The sequence below is a fragment of the Saccharopolyspora sp. SCSIO 74807 genome (genome assembly GCF_037023755.1).
Taxonomy (GTDB): Bacteria; Actinomycetota; Actinomycetes; order Mycobacteriales; family Pseudonocardiaceae; genus Saccharopolyspora_C; species Saccharopolyspora_C galaxeae.
On the sequence record NZ_CP146100.1, the window covers coordinates 3494646 to 3510012 of the forward strand.

General features: G+C 73.0%; 18 protein-coding genes. 4 read left to right on the plus strand and 14 right to left on the minus strand.

Going from position 1 to position 15367, the window contains the following annotated elements; translation table 11 throughout:
* Positions 1-89 precede the first annotated feature (89 nt).
* Entirely contained in the window at positions 90-1103 is a 1014-nt protein-coding gene (gene ligD, locus V1457_RS16085; RefSeq protein WP_295139218.1) for a non-homologous end-joining DNA ligase, read from the plus strand.
* A gap of 357 nt (positions 1104-1460) precedes the next feature.
* Here ligD and V1457_RS16090 read toward each other — a convergent pair whose 3' ends face one another.
* Positions 1461-3014 (minus strand): alpha/beta fold hydrolase, encoded by a 1554-nt coding sequence (locus tag V1457_RS16090; RefSeq protein WP_338595350.1) that lies wholly within the window; start codon positions 3012-3014, stop codon positions 1461-1463.
* A gap of 256 nt (positions 3015-3270) precedes the next feature.
* Between V1457_RS16090 and V1457_RS16095 the strand changes: the two genes are divergently transcribed.
* Complete coding sequence (locus V1457_RS16095) at positions 3271-4161, plus strand: DMT family transporter (RefSeq protein WP_295139234.1); 891 nt, start codon at positions 3271-3273, stop codon at positions 4159-4161.
* Positions 4162-4342: 181 nt separating this feature from the next.
* Here the strand turns inward: V1457_RS16095 and V1457_RS16100 are convergent, their stop codons facing one another.
* From V1457_RS16100 to V1457_RS16155, 12 genes are all read right to left on the minus strand, one after another.
* Positions 4343-5239, minus strand: a complete 897-nt coding sequence (locus V1457_RS16100; protein WP_338595352.1) for a 2-dehydropantoate 2-reductase — start codon at positions 5237-5239, stop codon at positions 4343-4345.
* A 76-nt stretch (positions 5240-5315) separates the two neighbouring features.
* Positions 5316-6467: an ATP-dependent DNA ligase gene (locus V1457_RS16105; protein ID WP_338605006.1), complete on the minus strand. Its 1152-nt coding sequence runs from the start codon at positions 6465-6467 to the stop codon at positions 5316-5318.
* Between the two features lie 46 nt (positions 6468-6513).
* Positions 6514-7128 (minus strand): alkaline shock response membrane anchor protein AmaP, encoded by a 615-nt coding sequence (amaP, locus tag V1457_RS16110; protein WP_200071309.1) that lies wholly within the window; start codon positions 7126-7128, stop codon positions 6514-6516.
* Positions 7125-7643 carry a DUF6286 domain-containing protein gene (locus V1457_RS16115; protein WP_233627755.1) on the minus strand — a complete coding sequence of 173 codons (519 nt, stop codon included), beginning with the start codon at positions 7641-7643 and terminating at the stop codon, positions 7125-7127. Before V1457_RS16115 ends, amaP begins: the two co-directional genes overlap by 4 nt.
* A gap of 22 nt (positions 7644-7665) precedes the next feature.
* Positions 7666-8076, minus strand: coding sequence for an Asp23/Gls24 family envelope stress response protein (locus V1457_RS16120; RefSeq protein WP_200071311.1), 411 nt, complete (start codon positions 8074-8076; stop codon positions 7666-7668).
* Positions 8073-8252: a hypothetical protein gene (locus tag V1457_RS16125; RefSeq protein ID WP_200071312.1), complete on the minus strand. Its 180-nt coding sequence runs from the start codon at positions 8250-8252 to the stop codon at positions 8073-8075. The genes V1457_RS16120 and V1457_RS16125 overlap by 4 nt, the downstream gene beginning before the upstream one ends.
* Positions 8253-8291: 39 nt before the next feature.
* Entirely contained in the window at positions 8292-8588 is a 297-nt protein-coding gene (locus tag V1457_RS16130; RefSeq protein WP_200071313.1) for a hypothetical protein, read from the minus strand.
* Positions 8588-8935, minus strand: a complete 348-nt coding sequence (locus V1457_RS16135; protein ID WP_338595358.1) for a hypothetical protein — start codon at positions 8933-8935, stop codon at positions 8588-8590. The genes V1457_RS16130 and V1457_RS16135 overlap by 1 nt, the downstream gene beginning before the upstream one ends.
* Before the next feature lie 55 nt (positions 8936-8990).
* On the minus strand, positions 8991-9515 hold the full coding sequence (locus V1457_RS16140) for an Asp23/Gls24 family envelope stress response protein (protein WP_338595360.1): 525 nt from the start codon (positions 9513-9515) through the stop codon (positions 8991-8993).
* Between the two features lie 140 nt (positions 9516-9655).
* Entirely contained in the window at positions 9656-10222 is a 567-nt protein-coding gene (locus tag V1457_RS16145; RefSeq protein WP_338595361.1) for a hypothetical protein, read from the minus strand.
* Positions 10215-10784: a sigma-70 family RNA polymerase sigma factor gene (locus tag V1457_RS16150; protein WP_338595363.1), complete on the minus strand. Its 570-nt coding sequence runs from the start codon at positions 10782-10784 to the stop codon at positions 10215-10217. Before V1457_RS16150 ends, V1457_RS16145 begins: the two co-directional genes overlap by 8 nt.
* Positions 10781-11530 (minus strand): pyrimidine reductase family protein, encoded by a 750-nt coding sequence (locus V1457_RS16155; protein ID WP_338595365.1) that lies wholly within the window; start codon positions 11528-11530, stop codon positions 10781-10783. Before V1457_RS16155 ends, V1457_RS16150 begins: the two co-directional genes overlap by 4 nt.
* Before the next feature lie 110 nt (positions 11531-11640).
* Here V1457_RS16155 and zapE point away from each other — a divergent pair, with 110 nt between their 5' ends.
* Positions 11641-12684, plus strand: a complete 1044-nt coding sequence (gene zapE, locus V1457_RS16160; RefSeq protein ID WP_338595367.1) for a cell division protein ZapE — start codon at positions 11641-11643, stop codon at positions 12682-12684.
* Positions 12685-12734: 50 nt separating this feature from the next.
* On the opposite strand, the gene rocD is transcribed toward zapE, so the two are convergent.
* A complete protein-coding gene (gene rocD, locus V1457_RS16165; RefSeq protein WP_338595369.1) occupies positions 12735-14024 on the minus strand; it encodes an ornithine--oxo-acid transaminase in 1290 nt (429 codons plus the stop codon).
* A gap of 289 nt (positions 14025-14313) precedes the next feature.
* Here rocD and V1457_RS16170 point away from each other — a divergent pair, with 289 nt between their 5' ends.
* A complete protein-coding gene (locus V1457_RS16170) occupies positions 14314-15366 on the plus strand; it encodes a lactonase family protein (RefSeq protein WP_200071320.1) in 1053 nt (350 codons plus the stop codon).
* Position 15367: the final 1 nt, after the last annotated feature.

The following is a 15367-nucleotide window of genomic DNA, read 5'->3' on the forward strand; positions in this document are numbered from 1 at the left end:
GGCGCCGCTGTGCTCCGCTGAACACAGGCCGCTGGAGCTGCCGCGCGCGCAACGGCGCTCGGGCCGGGTCGGCGGCCTAGTCTGGCGGCGTGGCCGAATCCTCGTTGGAACTGGACGTCGCAGGCAGGACGGTCCGGGTTTCGCACCCGGACAAGGTGTACTTCCCGGCGCGCGGATTCACCAAGCGCCAGGTCGTCGAGTACTACCTCGCGGTGGCCGAACCGCTGCTGCGGGCCGTCGGCGACCGCCCGACGACGCTCAAGCGCTTTCCCGGCGGCGTGACCGGCGAGCCCTTCTACGCCAAGCGCGTGCCGAAGGGCGCGCCGCCGTGGGTGCGCTCGGTGCAGGTGACCTTCCCGTCCGGGCGCACCGCCGAGACGGTTTGCCCGAGCGAGCCCGCGGTGCTCGCGTGGGCGGCGAACCTCGGCACGCTGGACTTCCACCCGTGGCCGGTGCGCTCGGCCGACGTCGATCATCCCGACGAGCTGCGGATCGACCTCGACCCGCAGCCGGGCACCGGGTACGCGGAGGCCGTCCGGGTCGCCGAGGTGCTGCGCGAAGTGCTCGGCGAAGCGGGCCTGGAAGGATTCCCGAAGACCTCCGGCGGCCGCGGCGTGCACGTCCTGGTGCGGATCCGGCCGCGCTGGGACTTCGTCGAAGTGCGGCACGCGGTGATCGCGCTGGCCCGCGAGGTGCAGCGGCGCATCCCGCAGCACGCCACGGTCGCCTGGTGGAAGGCGGACCGCGGTGAGCGGGTGTTCCTCGATTTCAACCAGGCCGCGCGGGACCGCACCATCGCCTCCGCGTGGTCGATCCGCGCGAACCCGCGGGCGACCGTGTCCACCCCGCTGACCTGGGACCGGCTCGCCGAGGTCGAACCGGACGAGTTCGACCTGGCCACGGTGCCGGACTGGCTGGCCGAGCACGGCGACCCGCACCGCGGGCTGGACGAACGCGCGCACGACATCACCGCGTTGCTGGAGTGGTACGAGCGCGACGAGCGCGACCGCGGTCTCGGCGAGCTGCCCTACCCGCCGGACTACCCGAAGATGCCCGGCGAGCCGACCAGGTCCCGAAAGAACAGCCCCGCGGTCGAACGGTGACCCCGTTGGCGCAGCCGCCCGTGCGCACAGCGCTTTGGTCACCCATTGCTATGTGTGCATGATCCCTGTTCAACGGGATGGACCAGACCGGGTCCCTCTGGCGGCGGTGTGCCGCGTGGCGGATGGCCGCGCACCATCGCTACTGCTGGTGTTCACCACGTGAGGAGGACCCCGATGGTTCCCACCGAGAACGAGACCGCTCCGCAGGCCGGCGGTTGCAACTGCTGCGCCAGTTGCAGCGGACCCTCCTGCGGGTGTTGCTCGAACTGCTGACGAACTCATTCGTCGCATTTCTGCACGTGAGTCCCGGGGTGGCCGCCGACCTCCCCGGGACTCACGCGCAGGTGCCCCGGCCGATCACGCCGGGCAGGCCGTCCCGGCAGCGGGTACCTCGCCGCGCACGAAGAACCGCGTGACGGCCTCCGTGACGCAGTCCGAACGGCCGAACGCGCCGTGGCCTGCGCCCAGCCAGCGAATCGGGACGCCGGACGGGAGCTGTTCGGCGAGCTGCTCGGTGCCCTTCTCCGGCATCGACGGATCCTTCGCGGTCGCCACCACCGGCATCGGCGGCAACCCCGGCGCCGACGGCGCCGGCGGCTCCTGCTCCGGTGGCGGCCACTGGCTGCACCACGCGAGCCGCTGCGCGTACATGCCGCCGAACAGCGGATGCGTGCGGACCCATTCCCCTGCGAGATCCACGACCCGCTCCGGCGGAACCCGCAGCGCGGTGTCGTTGCAGCTGGTGATCAGGTCGCCGTCGAGCTGCGCCGGATCCTGACCGGTGTCCTCGACCAGCGGCCGGGCCAGCTCGCCGATGGCAGCTCCGTCACCGGAGTTCGCCGCGGCCAGCGCTTCCCGCAGCTGCGGCCACCGGTCGCTGTCGCCGAGCCCGCTCGCCAGCACCCGGACGATCTTGCCCGCCGTCACCGGCGCACCGGCGGCGGGCAGCGGTGCGGCCCGCGTGCGCTCCACCAGGTCCTCGACGGTGCGCCGCGGATCCGGCCCGAGCGGGCAAGGGCCGTTGGCCGCGCAGTCCTCGGCGAACGCGTCGAAGGTCCGCTCCGCGCTCTGCGCCTGCTCCTTGGCCTGGCCCATCGCGTCCATCAGCGGGTTCGGCCCGCCGTCGAGCACCATCCGGCCCACCGAGCCCGGGTAGCGCTGGGCGTAGGTCGTCAGCACCCGCGACGCTTCGCCCCTGCCCAGCGCGTGCAGCTTCGGCACGTCCAGTTCGCGGCGCAGCTCCTCAAGATCACCCGCGGTGCGCCAGGTGTCGTACGCCTGCAACCGGTCGTCGAGGTCCAGCAGGCATTCCTGGCTCGAGTCGCGCACCGACACCAGCAACCGGTCCAGCGAGGCGCGGTCGGTCGCCCGCGGGTCGAAACCGGCGATGCTTTCCCGCTGTTGCGGCGGGATGCAGTCGGCCGGGTCGGAGCCCCCGGTGCCGCGGCGGTCCATGCCGATGATCCGGAACGTGTTCAGCATCTCCGGCGGCATCCGCAGCGCCATCCGGGCGGCGACGCTGGTGCCCGGCTCACCACCGGCGTCGCCTAGCACGACCAGCGGGATGCCGCCGTTGCCGGTGCTGAGCAGCTCGGCGCGGGTGGTGCCCGCCGCGGGCGACTCCGGTGAGTCCAATGTGGTCAGCAACTGCGAGCAGGAGAACGCGGGGCCGTCGGTGGCCCCGATCTCGTCGCGGGTCTGCTGCGTGCAGTCCTTCCAGTTCAACGTGCCGCCCGCGGGTGCGCCGAGCTCGGGCACGGGAGCCGGGCCTGGCGGCGGGGGAGTGGGCGCGACCTGCTGCTCCGGCCCGCGGTAGGCCACCGCCGGGCGTTGCGAGGGGCCGGCCGAACAGCCGGTGGCCAGTGCGGCCAGCAGCAGCAGAGCACCGATCCGGTGGCTGGCGCGCGGCACGGCTGCTCCCTCGACGCAGGTTTGGCTGCGGCTGAGCATCGCATGATCGGCGTGAGCCCCCGGTTAGGGGGAGCGGGCCGGGCGTGGTGAACGTCGCCGTGCTTGCGCTTGGGCGGCCGCTGCGCACCGGCTACGGTTGCTCGCCGGACTTCCGGCGGCACCACCGGCGCGAGGCCGGGGCCAGCGCAATCGCGGGAAGCACCGACCCGATCGCAGGGACCATCGGAAACGGAGGCGCGAGGTGGACGCGGCGAACATGGCCGGAGCATCGTGGGGCAGGCGGCGGCCGTGGGAGTCGCTTCGACCTGCCGTCGCCCGCGGTTTCGGTGCCGTCCCGCCGCCGATGCTGGTGCTGCTCGGCGTGATCAGCCTCCAGGTCGGCGCCGCGTTCGCGAAGCAGCTGTTCGCGATGGCCGGGGCCAACGGGGTGGTGACGCTCCGGCTGCTGTTCGCCGCGCTCGTGCTGCTGGTCGTCTGGCGTCCGTCGCTGCGCCTGGATCGCACGACCTGGCTGGTGATCGCCGCCTACGGGGCGGTGCTCGCGGGCATGAACATCTGCCTGTACCAGGCGATCGACCGCATTCCGCTGGGCGTGGCGGTGACCATCGAGTTCTTGGGGCCGCTGTCGGTGGCGGTGTTCGGCTCGCGGCGCAAGCTGGACCTGCTGTGGGCGGTCCTCGCCGGACTCGGCGTGCTGCTGCTGTCCCGTGTGGACGGTGGGCTGAACCCGGTCGGCGTCGGTTTCGCGCTGGCTGCGGGGGTGCTGTGGGGCAGCTACATCCTGGTGGGCGGGAAGCTCGGCAAGTACACCAGCGGTGGTTCCGGCCTGGCGCTGGGGATGGCGTTCGGCGCAGTTGTCGCGTTGCCGTTCGGGATCACCGGCTCCGGGATGCAACTGCTGGAGCCACCGGTGCTGGTGGCCGGGCTCGTGGTGGCGTTGATGTCGTCGGTGGTGCCGTACTCGCTGGAGCTGGAGGCGCTGCGCCGGATTCCGCCGCGGGTGTTCGGCGTGCTGATGAGCCTGGAGCCCGCGGTCGCCGCGCTGGCCGGGCTGCTCGTGCTGGGGGAGGCGCTGAGCGCTTTGCAGTGGGTGGCCATCGGCTGCGTCGTGCTCGCTTCGGTCGGTTCCACCCGCTTCGCCCAGTAGCGGCTCCCGCCGACCCGGTTCAGCCGGAAGTGAACGGACCGTTGGTCCCAATAGATTGGACGAGCAGTCCGTTCACTCGGAACTGCCGGGGCGCCGACACGCCCGGACGCCACCGGGCCGGGGTGATCGCCGGTGCAGCGAACGGACCGCTGGTCAAACATAGGAGCATCGAGCAGTCCGTTCACCCGGGAGGTCGCGGGGAGTTCTCCGGGAGGGCGCGCAGCAGAGCGAGCAGCGTTTCGTTGCGCGGCACCGGGATGCCGTGGTGCCGCGCCGCGCGCACCAGAACGCCGGTGATGGCCTCGTGCTCGGTGCCCAGCCCGGCCAGCCGGTCGTAGAGCATCGACGTGCCGGTGGAGTCGTCGACCAGGAAGCCCAACGCTTCGATGCTGCGGTCCACGTCGCCCTCGTCCAGCTCGGCACCTTCCGCGCGCGCCACCGCGACCGCTTCGGACAGCACCGCGCGCAGCAGCTCGCGCGCGCCGGGTTCGGCGAACACGTCCAGCCGCCGCATCGTCAGCGCGGAGATCGGGTTCGCGCCGAGGTTGGTCAGCAGCTTGCGCCAGGCCGCGCTGCGGAAGTCTTCGGTCGTGCGCACGTCCGGCCCGCTCAGCAGGCCCTCGAACCGCTCGGCGAGCTCGCAGGCGGGCACCACCAGGCTGATCGGGGAGCGGCGGACCACGTATCCGGGCCGCAACCGTTCCGCGCCCCCGTAGAGCAGCGCGGGCAGCACCGGCGAGCGCAGGCCGAACGGGGCGAGCGACGCGTGGTGCTCGATGCCGTTCTGCACCGCGACGACGGGCGTCTTCGGCCCGTCCGCGGCCCGCAGCCACCCTTCGGCGCTCGCGATGTCCTGGACCTTCGTGGTCAGCAGGACCCAGTCCACCGGGCCGAGCCGCTGCGGGTCGGTCTCGATCGCGACGGGCAGCTCGCTGCTGCCGTCCGGGTCCTCGATCACGAGCTCGTCGAACGGCGTGCGCACGCACACCGTGACTTCGTGCCCGGCCGCGTGCGCCGCCGCCGCGAGCACCCCGCCGACCGCACCCGCGCCGATCACCGCAATTCGTTGAGCAGCCACGGCCGCAGCCTACTTGTTCGTGCACCCCTCGATCAGCCGCGAGCGGCCGGTTCGCCGTTCAGCAGCTCGATCGGCGCTACGCCTCGATCCCGGAGCCTCCCTGACCGGCCGCGGTGATCTCGCCGCGGAGCACCGCCTCCAGGTCGTAGCGGGTGGGTTCGTCGAGCTGGTCGTAGCGGCAGGAGGTGGCGTCGCGGTCCGGTCGCCAGCGCACGAACTGCGTGGTGTGCCGGAATCGGGATGGCGCGGCGCCTTCGGTGTGGTCGTAGCTGACTTCCACGACCCGTTCCGGCCGCAGCGGCTGCCACGGCTGTTCGGTGCTGCGCCAGCGGTTGATCGAACCGGGCAGCCTGCGGCCGTCCGCGGCGTGCTCGCCGAGCCACGGATGCTCGCCCTCGGTGCGCAGGCTGCTGAGCTGGTCCGCCAGTTCGCGCCGCATCGCGGCCGGGAACGCGCCCACGACGCCGACGTGGTGCAGCACGCCGCGGTCGTCGTAGAGCCCCAGTAGCAGCGACCCCACCGCCGTGCCGGGTTCGGTGTTGGCGTGCCAGCGCAGCCCGGCAACCACGCAGTCCGCGGTACGCGCGTGCTTGATCTTCAGCATGGTGCGCTTGCCCGCCAGGTACGGGCTTTCCGCGTCCTTGCCGATGATGCCGTCCAGCCCGGCGCCCTCGAACACCCGGAACCACGCCTCGGCCGTGCCGTGATCGGTGGTCATCGGCGTCGCCAGCAGCTCGGGGCCGGTCAGGCCGAGCTCGTCGAGCCGTTGCCTGCGGGTGGAGAACGGTTCGGTGCGCAGGTCGTCGGAGTCCAGCGCGAGCAGGTCGAAGGCGACGAACCGCGCCGGGGTGCGCTCGGCCAGCTGCCGCACCCGGCTGGCCGCCGGGTGGATGCGTTCGCTGAGCGCGTCCCAGTCGAGGTGGTCGCCGTGCTCGTCGCGGCGCACCACGATCAGTTCGCCGTCGAGCACCGCGGGACGGGACAGCTTCGCGGCGACCGCTTCGAGCACCTCCGGGAAGTAGCGGTTCAACGACTTGCCGGTGCGCGACTGCAGCATCACGGGAGGATCCGAGGCCGCGTCGTCCGGTGCAGGCCCGCCCGGATCGGCGAAGACCAGGCAGCGGAAGCCGTCCCACTTCGGCTCGAAGCACAGGCCCGGGCGCTCCGGCAGCCCGTCGACCGGCCCGGCCAGCATCGGTTTCACCGGCGGATGCACCCGCAGCGCCACGACGACCTCCTCGGTCCGCACCAAGTTCGTCGAGTATGTGCGCGGCTCAGCGCACCCGCTGCCGCGGCGAGCGGTCCAGCTGCATCCGGACGGCGGTGGGCAGCTCCTCGGTGCCCAGCGCCCGACGGGCGCGGGAGAGGACCTTGTCGTCCAGCTCCTCCCACACGTGCCGCACGTTCGTGCCTTCCTGCAGCGACAGCGTGAGCCGGACGTTGGGCCGCTGATCGGTGCCCGCCATCCGCACCCGGGCGCGGCTGACCCCGGTGACGTTCTCCGCGTCGGCGCGCACCGCCTCGGTCAGCGCCGCGGACGTGACCGTCGCCGAGCTCTCCCCCTCACCGGTCAGCCGCAGGTCCGGCCGCCCTTCCGGGCGCAGCGACCGCAGCAGCCACCACACGCCCAGCACCGCCAGCACGACCCCGAGCGCGATGCCGATGCCGTAGACCCACTCGCTGTGGCCGCTCGCCCAGCGCGTGGCCAGCGGATCCAGCACCGGGCGTTGCGCGCGGAACCGGCCGAGCCAGCCCGCGCCCACCACCAGCGCCAGCGCGCCGACCAGCAGCAGCACCAACCCGATCACCGTCAGCAGCGACCGCTCGAAGCCGAGCGAGCGGCCGACCGCGGTGCGACTCGGGCGGGCGGGAACTTCTCGGTGCGTCATCGCCGCTCCTTCGCCGGGGAAACCGAAACCGACACCTTGGGTGCGCGTTGCAGCGGCAGCTCGCCGACCGCGCCTGCCGTGGTCTGCGACAACCGGTCGCGCAGGTCGCCGACCACCCGGAACTGCCCGGTGGCCCGCACCCGCACCCGGCGCCGGTCCGCGGTCACCGAAGCCCCGGCGACGCCGTCCTGCGCGCGGACCTGGTGCCCCACCAGCCGCGCCAGGGAACGCGGGTCGGTGGTCACGGTGACCTCGGGCGCCGGGTCTAGCAGCCGGATCTCCTTGCGGCCCGCGCGCAGCGCCGCCAGCAGCAGCACCAGCCCGAGCAGCACCACACCTGCCGACACCAGCCGCACCGGCAGGTCCTGCCAGTTCAAGCCGTCCAGCGCGGGACGGGCCGCGGACCAGGGCACCAGCACGCCACCCGATCCGCGCCGGGTCCACGCGCCGACGATCTCGACGATCAGCAGCACGCCCGCCGCGAGGGCGGCCAGCCCGGCCAGGGACGTGATCAAACGGACAACGGCACGCAAGGGCTCACTCCACTCGGTCGCGTTTCGGCGCGGGCACCAATGCCGAGACGGTGACCTCCACCGAGATCACCCGGACACCTGCCTGCCGATCCAGTTCCTCGCGGACCTTCGCGCGGACCGCCCGCACCGACTCGCCCACCGGCTCGGGATAGCGCAGCGCCAGGTCCAGCCGGATGCGCAGTTCCCGGTCCGGGCCGGACAGCTTCGCGCTGGAGCCGTGCGTGCCGACCCCCAACCCGGCGATCCGCCGCTGCGCCCGGGTGGTGCCCGCGGTGGTGTCCGCGGCGTGCTCGGCGATCTTGCGCAGCACCCCGCGGTCGATCTGCAGCGTGCCGCGCTCGGCGGCGTCCCCGGCGGCAGGCCGCACGGCGTCCCCGCCCGCAGGTTCTGCGGTGGCCTCGGCGGGTGCGCTCATCGGTCCTTGCCCCGGCCCAGGATGTCGCCGATCTCCAGCTCGCCGTCCAGCACGCGCCCGACGAGCAGGCCGATCGCGCCGAGCACCAGCGCGACCAGGAAGCCGACGAAGCCGCCGCAGGCGGCGGCCGCGCCGAGGATGAGGCCGGCGATCAGGCCGGTCTGCGTTGCGTTCATCTGGGGAACCTTCCTCGCTCTGACTCTCCCGTAGTGCGCTCAGCGCACTCGCGTGCGGCGTTTGCGCCGGTGCCACGCCCGGATCCGGTGCACCACGCCGCGCAACGGACGCGGGCCGGCGACGACGCGAACGGGCGCGTCGTAGCGGTCCGGCCGCGCGCCCGCGCCGGCCTGCCGGTCCAGCTGCGGGCACCGGCCGAGCGCACGGTCCCGCTGGGCGCGCAGCTCGGCCAGCCCGGCGGCGAACTCGTCCGGATCACCACCCGCGTCAGGGTGGTGGGCGCGGACGAAGGCGCGGTACCGCCGTTGCGCGTCTTCGTCCCGGGCGCCGGTCATCAGCGGTCCGCCTCGCCGGTGCCCGGATCATCCGCATCGACGTCCTCGGCGGTGCGGACGTCGACGACGGTGATGTCCACCGGCGCCGGACCGGTCACCTCGGCGACCAGCTCGCGCAGCTGCGCCACGATGCCCGGCAGCGGGTCGATCAGCCGCAGGACCACACCGACCTCGACCGGCTCACCGGCCGAGCCGGCGCGGACCCCGGTGACCCGCCGGCCCGGCAGGTGCGAGGCGATGGTGCCGAACGGGCCGCCGTGCAGCTCGGCCACGGCGGGGTGCGCGCGCACCGCCGCGGCCACCCGTTCCGCGATCTGCGGGGGCTCTTCGCGCGAGGGTTCGGTCATGGCAGCTCCTTCGGCCCGGACGCGGTCCCGGCGGGGCAGGCCGGGACCGCGTTGCTCACTCGACCCGGGACGACGCGGTGCCACCCGCCGCCGAGCCGTTCTCCTCGTCGTCCTCGGACGGCAGGTGGATGTCGTTGACCGCGATGTTGACCTCGATGACCTCCAGCCCGGTCATCCGCTCCACGCCGGTGATCACGTTGCGGCGCACCGCGCGGGCCAGCTCGACGATCGACGCGCCGTACTCCACGACGATGTCCAGGTCGATCGCGGCCTGCTTCTCGCCGACCTCGACCTGCACGCCGGAGGTGGAGGTGGTGCCGCTGCCGCCGGGAATCCGCTCCCGGATGGCGCCGAAGGCGCGGGAGACACCGCCGCCCATCGCGTGCACGCCGGAGATCTCGCGTGCGGCGATCCCGGCGATCTTCTGCACGACCGACGCGGCGATCGTCGTCTTGCCCTGCGACGTCTCGTCGGCCAGCCGGGCGGGCGAGGAGGACCCGGTGGTCACGGTCTTGCCTGCGCTCGCGGAACCGGCCTGCTCCTCGGCGTTCTGCCTGGTGCTACCACTCGTCTCGGCCATGGGTAAGGCTCCTTCCTTGCGCGCGTTGGGGGTTGTCGCCGGCGCCGCGCGAGTACCGGCGGAGTCGCCGACGCAAGATCGGATGCGGCTGATCCCGCAGCCGTCGCGCAGGTGCGACTCAAGTCACATCCGCGAGCCAATCATGATCCCTGCCGCGACGCGACATCGGCGACCCGCACCCACACCGCGGGTGCCGCCGCGCCGAGCAGGTTCCGCAGCGCCCGTTCCAGCTCGGCACGCAACCGCGTGGTCACCTCCGGTGCGTCCAGCCCGTAGCCGACCTGCAGATCCACCCGGACCTCGTGCACGTCCCCGGTGCAGGCCAGCAGCCGGACTCCCGGCCGATCGGCGAGCAGCTCGCCGCTCAACCGCCGCGCCAGCACCAGTGTCGCCTGCGGTGCCACCCGCAGCGAGCCCTGCTCCTGCGCGATCTCCGCGGGAGAACCACCGGCGCCGTCCCGCGCTCCCCGCACCGTCAGCAGCGTGCGTTCGAGCAGACCCCTCGGCGGTTCGACGGACAGCTGCGCGGCGCGGCGCACCGGCTCCCAGCCGGGCGCCAGGTCCGCCAGTGCCGCCTGGCAGTGCGGGCAGCTCGCGGCGTGCGCGGCGAACTCCGGCGGTGCGTCCCCGGCGAGGTGCTCGACGAGTTCGCCGACAGTGCGGCCGCAGGCCAAGTGCTGGTCGGCGTCGAGGGAGGACTCACTCACGGTGCATCTCCTTCAACCTCGCCACCAGGGCCAGCCGCGCGCGGTGCAACCGTGATCGCAATGCCGCCTCGTTCACCTCTAGCACCTCGGCGATCTCCTCGTAAGACATGCCTTCGAACTCGCGCAGGATCAGCGGCACGCGCTGCGAAGGCTCCAGGGTCGCGATGGCCCGGTGCACTCGGCCGGCCTCTTCGGAGCGCATCGCGTGGTCCTCCGGATTGCCGGATTCCCGGTCGGAGACCAGATGGCTCATCGACTCGTCGCTGATGTCCATCGGGACCGCGGGCTTGCGCCTGCGCACCTGCGCCAGCGCCGCGTTGGTCACCACGCGGTAGAGCCAGGTGGTCGGCGCGGCGTCCCCGCGGAAGCGGTGCAGCGAGCGCCACGCCGAGACCCACGCCTCCTGCACGGCGTCCTCGGCCTCGGCCCGGTCGTTGAGGATCCGGTAGGCGACGCGGTACATGGCGGCGGTGTGCCTGCGGACCAGCTCGTCGAAGGCGACTCCGTCGCCGCGCTGGGCGGCGCCCATCAGGTCTCGGTCGGTGTCGACCCGCTCGGTCACTCCCGCAGTCTCCCGTAGCGCAACAGCAGCAGCGATTCCGCGTGCAGCACCGACTCCAGCCGCATCCCGCGCGCCGCGATCGGCGCACCGTGCGCGATGCGGCCTGCGTCCCCGCCGGTCAGCAGCGGGGACATGGTCAGGCACAGCTCGTCGACGAGGTCGTCGGCGATGAGGTCGCCGAACAGCGTCGGCCCGCCTTCGCCGCCGATGCGCCGCAGCCCGCGTTCGTGCAGGGCCGTCACGGCGGCGGGCAGGTCCACGGTCTCGTCGCCTGCGACGAGCACGTCGGCACCCGCGTCCGCCAGCGCCGCGCGGCGGGACTCCGGGGCGGAGCCGCAGGTCACCACGATCGGCGGCACGACCGTGTCGGTCAGCAGCAGCGAGTCCGGCTCCAGCGAGCAGCGCCGGGACACCACCGCGATCGGCGGCACCTCCGGCATCCCGAGCCGGGCCCGCAGCTCGCTGCGCACCTCGGTCGGCTTCACCCCGCGGTAGCCCTCGACCAGCGCGGTGCCCGCGCCGACCAGCACGACGTCCGAGAGGCTGCGGATCAGCGCCATCACCCGCCGGTCGGCGGGCGCGGACAGCCCCCGGGAACTGCCCCGCACGGTCACCGCGCCGTCCAGGCTGGACACGAAGTTGACCCGCAGCCACGGCCGGTCGGCCGGGTAGGCGTAGCAGGCTTCGAGGTCGGCGGCCGGGATCTCGTCGGGGGACCGCTGTTCGGGAGGCCAGAGGCGTTGCACCCGCCCATCCCAACACGGGTGACGCCCGCCCGATCGGCCGGACCCGCAGCGCCGAGGGGGTGAGCACTGCCACCGGTCACCGGTCCGACACCGGTTATAGAGTCGGCGGCATGACCGCCGCGCGCCTCGTGGACCGCAGCCCCGAGCTGAGCCCGGACGAACTGATCGACGCGATGGCTCCGCCACCGCTGTTCGACGAGGCCCGGTTCGAGACCTACGTGCCGAACCCGGACGAGCCCAGCCAGGCCGAGGCCGTAGCGGCCTGCCGCGAGTTCGCGGGCCGGGTCGCGGCCGCCGGCGAAGGCGGCTCGTGGTGGCGAACGCTCTTCGGCCAGAAGACGGGCAAGTCCGGCGGGAAGCGCCCGCAGGCCAAGCGGGGCCTGTACCTGGACGGCGGTTTCGGCGTCGGCAAGACGCACCTGCTGGCCTCGCTGTGGCACGAGGTGCCCGGCCCGAAGTCCTACGGCACGTTCGTCGAGCTGACCAACCTGGTCGGCGCGCTGGGGTTCAGCGAGACGGTGCGGCGGATGTCCGAGCACCGCTTGCTGGCCATCGACGAGTTCGAGCTCGACGACCCGGGCGACACGATGCTGGTCACCCAGCTGATCGCGAAGCTCACCGAAGCGGGCGTGCACGTCGCGGCCACCTCGAACACGCTGCCCGGCAAGCTCGGCGAGGGACGGTTCGCCGCTGCCGACTTCCTGCGCGAGATCCACGCGATGGCCGAGCGCTTCGACGTGGTCCGGGTGGACGGGCCGGACTACCGCCACCGCGGGCTGCCGGATCCGCCGGAACCGGCCGACGACGCGGAGCTGGCCGAGCAGGCCGACTCGGTCGGAGGGGCCACGCTCGACGACTTCGACGAGCTCTGCACCCACCTGGCCGGATTGCACCCGTCGAAGTACGGCAAGCTCGTCGACGGCGTCAGCACCGTGCACCTGCGCGGACTGCACGCGGCGCCGAACCAGACGGTGGGGCTGCGGCTGGTGGCCTTCGCCGACCGGCTCTACGACCGGGCGATCCCGGTGCGGGTCTCCGGCGAGCCGCTGTCCGGGCTGTTCACCGAGGAGATGCTGCGCGGCGGCTACCGCAAGAAGTACCTGCGGGCGCTGAGCCGTCTCACTTCGCTATCCAGGGACATCGTCAAATCCTGAGTTCCGAGTGAACGGCCTCTTCGCCCGATCTATTGGGACCAGCGGTCCGTTCACTCCTGGTGGAGCACCTCGCTGATCGCGTCCAGGCCGGTGTCCAGCTCGTCGCGGCCGATCACCAGCGGGGGTGCGATCCGCAGCGTGGTGTCCTGGGTTTCCTTGCACAGCACGCCGCGCGCGGCCAGGGCTTCGCTGACCTCCCGGCCGGTCGGGCCGCCGGGAGCGAGCTGCACACCCGCCCACAGCCCGCGCCCGCGCACCCCGGTGACCCCGCGGCCGACGAGTTCGCCGAGCCGCGCGTGCAGGTGCGCGCCGAGTTCGCGGGAGCGTCGCTGGAACTCGCCGGTGGCCAGCATCGCCACCACCTCGCGCCCGACCGCGCATGCCAGGGGATTGCCGCCGAAAGTCGAGCCGTGCTCACCGGGCCGCAGCACGCCGAGCACGTCATCGCGGCCCACGACCGCGGAAACCGGCAGGATGCCGCCGCCGAGCGCTTTGCCGAGCGTGTACAGGTCGGCGCGCACCCCCTCGTGCTCGCAGGCCAGCAGTTCGCCGGTGCGGCCGAGCCCGGACTGGATCTCGTCGGCGATCAGCAGCGCGCCGTGCTCGTCGCAGGAGCGCCGCACCGCTTTCAGGTAGCCCTCCGGCGGAACGACCACACCGGCCTCGCCCTGCAGCGGTTCCACCAGCACGGCCGCGGTGCGTTCGGAGATCGCCGCTTCGACGGCCGCCGCGTCGCCGTAGGGGGTGATGCGGAACCCGGGCGTGAACGGCCCGAAGCCGCCGCGGGCGGACTCGTCGGTCGAGAACGACACGATCGTCGTGGTGCGGCCGTGGAAGCCGCCCCCGGCCACGACGATCTCGGCCTGCTCCGCGGGCACGCCCTTGACTTCGTACGCCCACTTCCGGGCGATCTTGATGGCGGATTCGACGGCCTCCGCCCCGGAATTCATCGGCAGCACCCGCTCGGTGCCGGTGAGCTCGGCCAGTTCCCGGCAGAACGGCCCGAACTGATCGTGGTGGAACGCCCGGCTGGTGAGCGTGACCCGACCGAGCTGCTCGGTGGCCGCGGCGACCAGCCGCGGGTGCCGGTGCCCGAAGTTCAGCGCGGAATACCCGGCGAGGAAGTCCAGGTAGTGGCGACCTTCCACGTCGGTCACCCGCGCCCCGTCGGCTTCGGCGATCACCACCGGCAGCGGGTGGTAGTTGTGCGCGCCGTACTGCTCGTCGAGCCGGAGGTATTCGGCCGCGCCCGAAGCGCCGGAGATGTCGGCGGCACCGGAGACGTCGGAGGCGCCCGAAGCCCCGGCGGCGGCAGGCGTGTCGGTCGAAGCGGAAGTCATGCCGCTCAGGTTATGCCGCCCGACGCCTTCGTTTCAGCCGCGCAGCATTGCTTCACGCGACTGATCGTTGCGCACTTCGGCTCCGGCGTGAAACGTTCACGCGTCGTGCGGCCGTAGGTCCGGCGGACCTGTGCGGGACGGCACGCGGTGGCTACGGTCGGGCGAACGCGGATGAACACCGCGTGTACCGTCGATGACCCAGCGTCGATGATCGGATGTCCGGGCGCGATCCCCGAGGCCTCCGTCGGCGCGAGTCCGCGCGGAGCGCACCCACGAGTGGAGGTTGCCGATGCCGCAAGACGCGCACTACCGGGTCTACCTGGGCGCTTACACCGGCCCGGAATCCGCCGCCAACGGGATCCGCCTGGCGCACGCCGACGGGACCGGGCGATTGCGGTGCACCGACAGCGTGGCCGACAGCTACGACCCGTCGTTCCTGGCGCTGTCCCCGGACGGCGCGGCGTTGTACGCGGTCAACGAGCTGGCCAGGGGACGGGTCGTGGCGTTCGCGGTGGGTGCGGACGGCCGGCTCACCGAGGTCAACTCGCAGCCCACGCACGGATCAGCGCCCTGCCACGTGAGCGTGCACCCCTCGGGGCGCTACGTGCTGACCGCGAACTACCTCTCCGGCAACGTCGTGGTGCATCCGGTCGGCGAGCGCGGGGCGTTGCGCGAGGCGTGCCACGCCGTCGAGCACAGCGGCCAGGGCCCCAACCGGCAGCGCCAGGAAGGCCCGCACGCGCACCAGATCCTGCCGTCGCCGGACGGGCGGTTCGTGCTCGCCGCAGACCTCGGCACGGACGCGGTGTACGTGTACGCCTTCGACGCGGACACCGGGCACATGGCGCTCAAGCACGAGGTCTCGCCGCAGGCGGGCGCCGGGCCGCGGCACCTCGCCTTCCACCCGGACGGCGAGCGCGCGTTCCTGGTCAACGAGCTGGACTCGACGATCGTGCCGCTGGCCTACGACCCGGAGACCGGTGAGCTGCAGCCGGGCCGCCCGCGACCGCTGGTGCCCGCGGGCCACACCGACGAGAACTTGGCCGCGGAGGTGGTCGTCTCCCCGGACGGCCGGTTCGTGTTCGCCTCCAACCGCGGCCACGACAGCATCGCGGTGTTCACCGGCGAGCTGGAGCCGCTCGGGTTCGTGCCCGCGGGCGTGCGCGGTCCGCGGCACATCGCGCTGTCGCCGGAAGGCGGGGTGCTGTACGCGGCCGGGCAGCTCAGCGAAACGGTGCAGGCTTTCGAAGTTTCGGACTCGGGCGAGCTCGCGACGCTGGGCGATCCGGTGCCCACCCCGGCTCCGGCGTGCGTGCTGCCGGTTCCGCCGCGGGCCGAGTGAC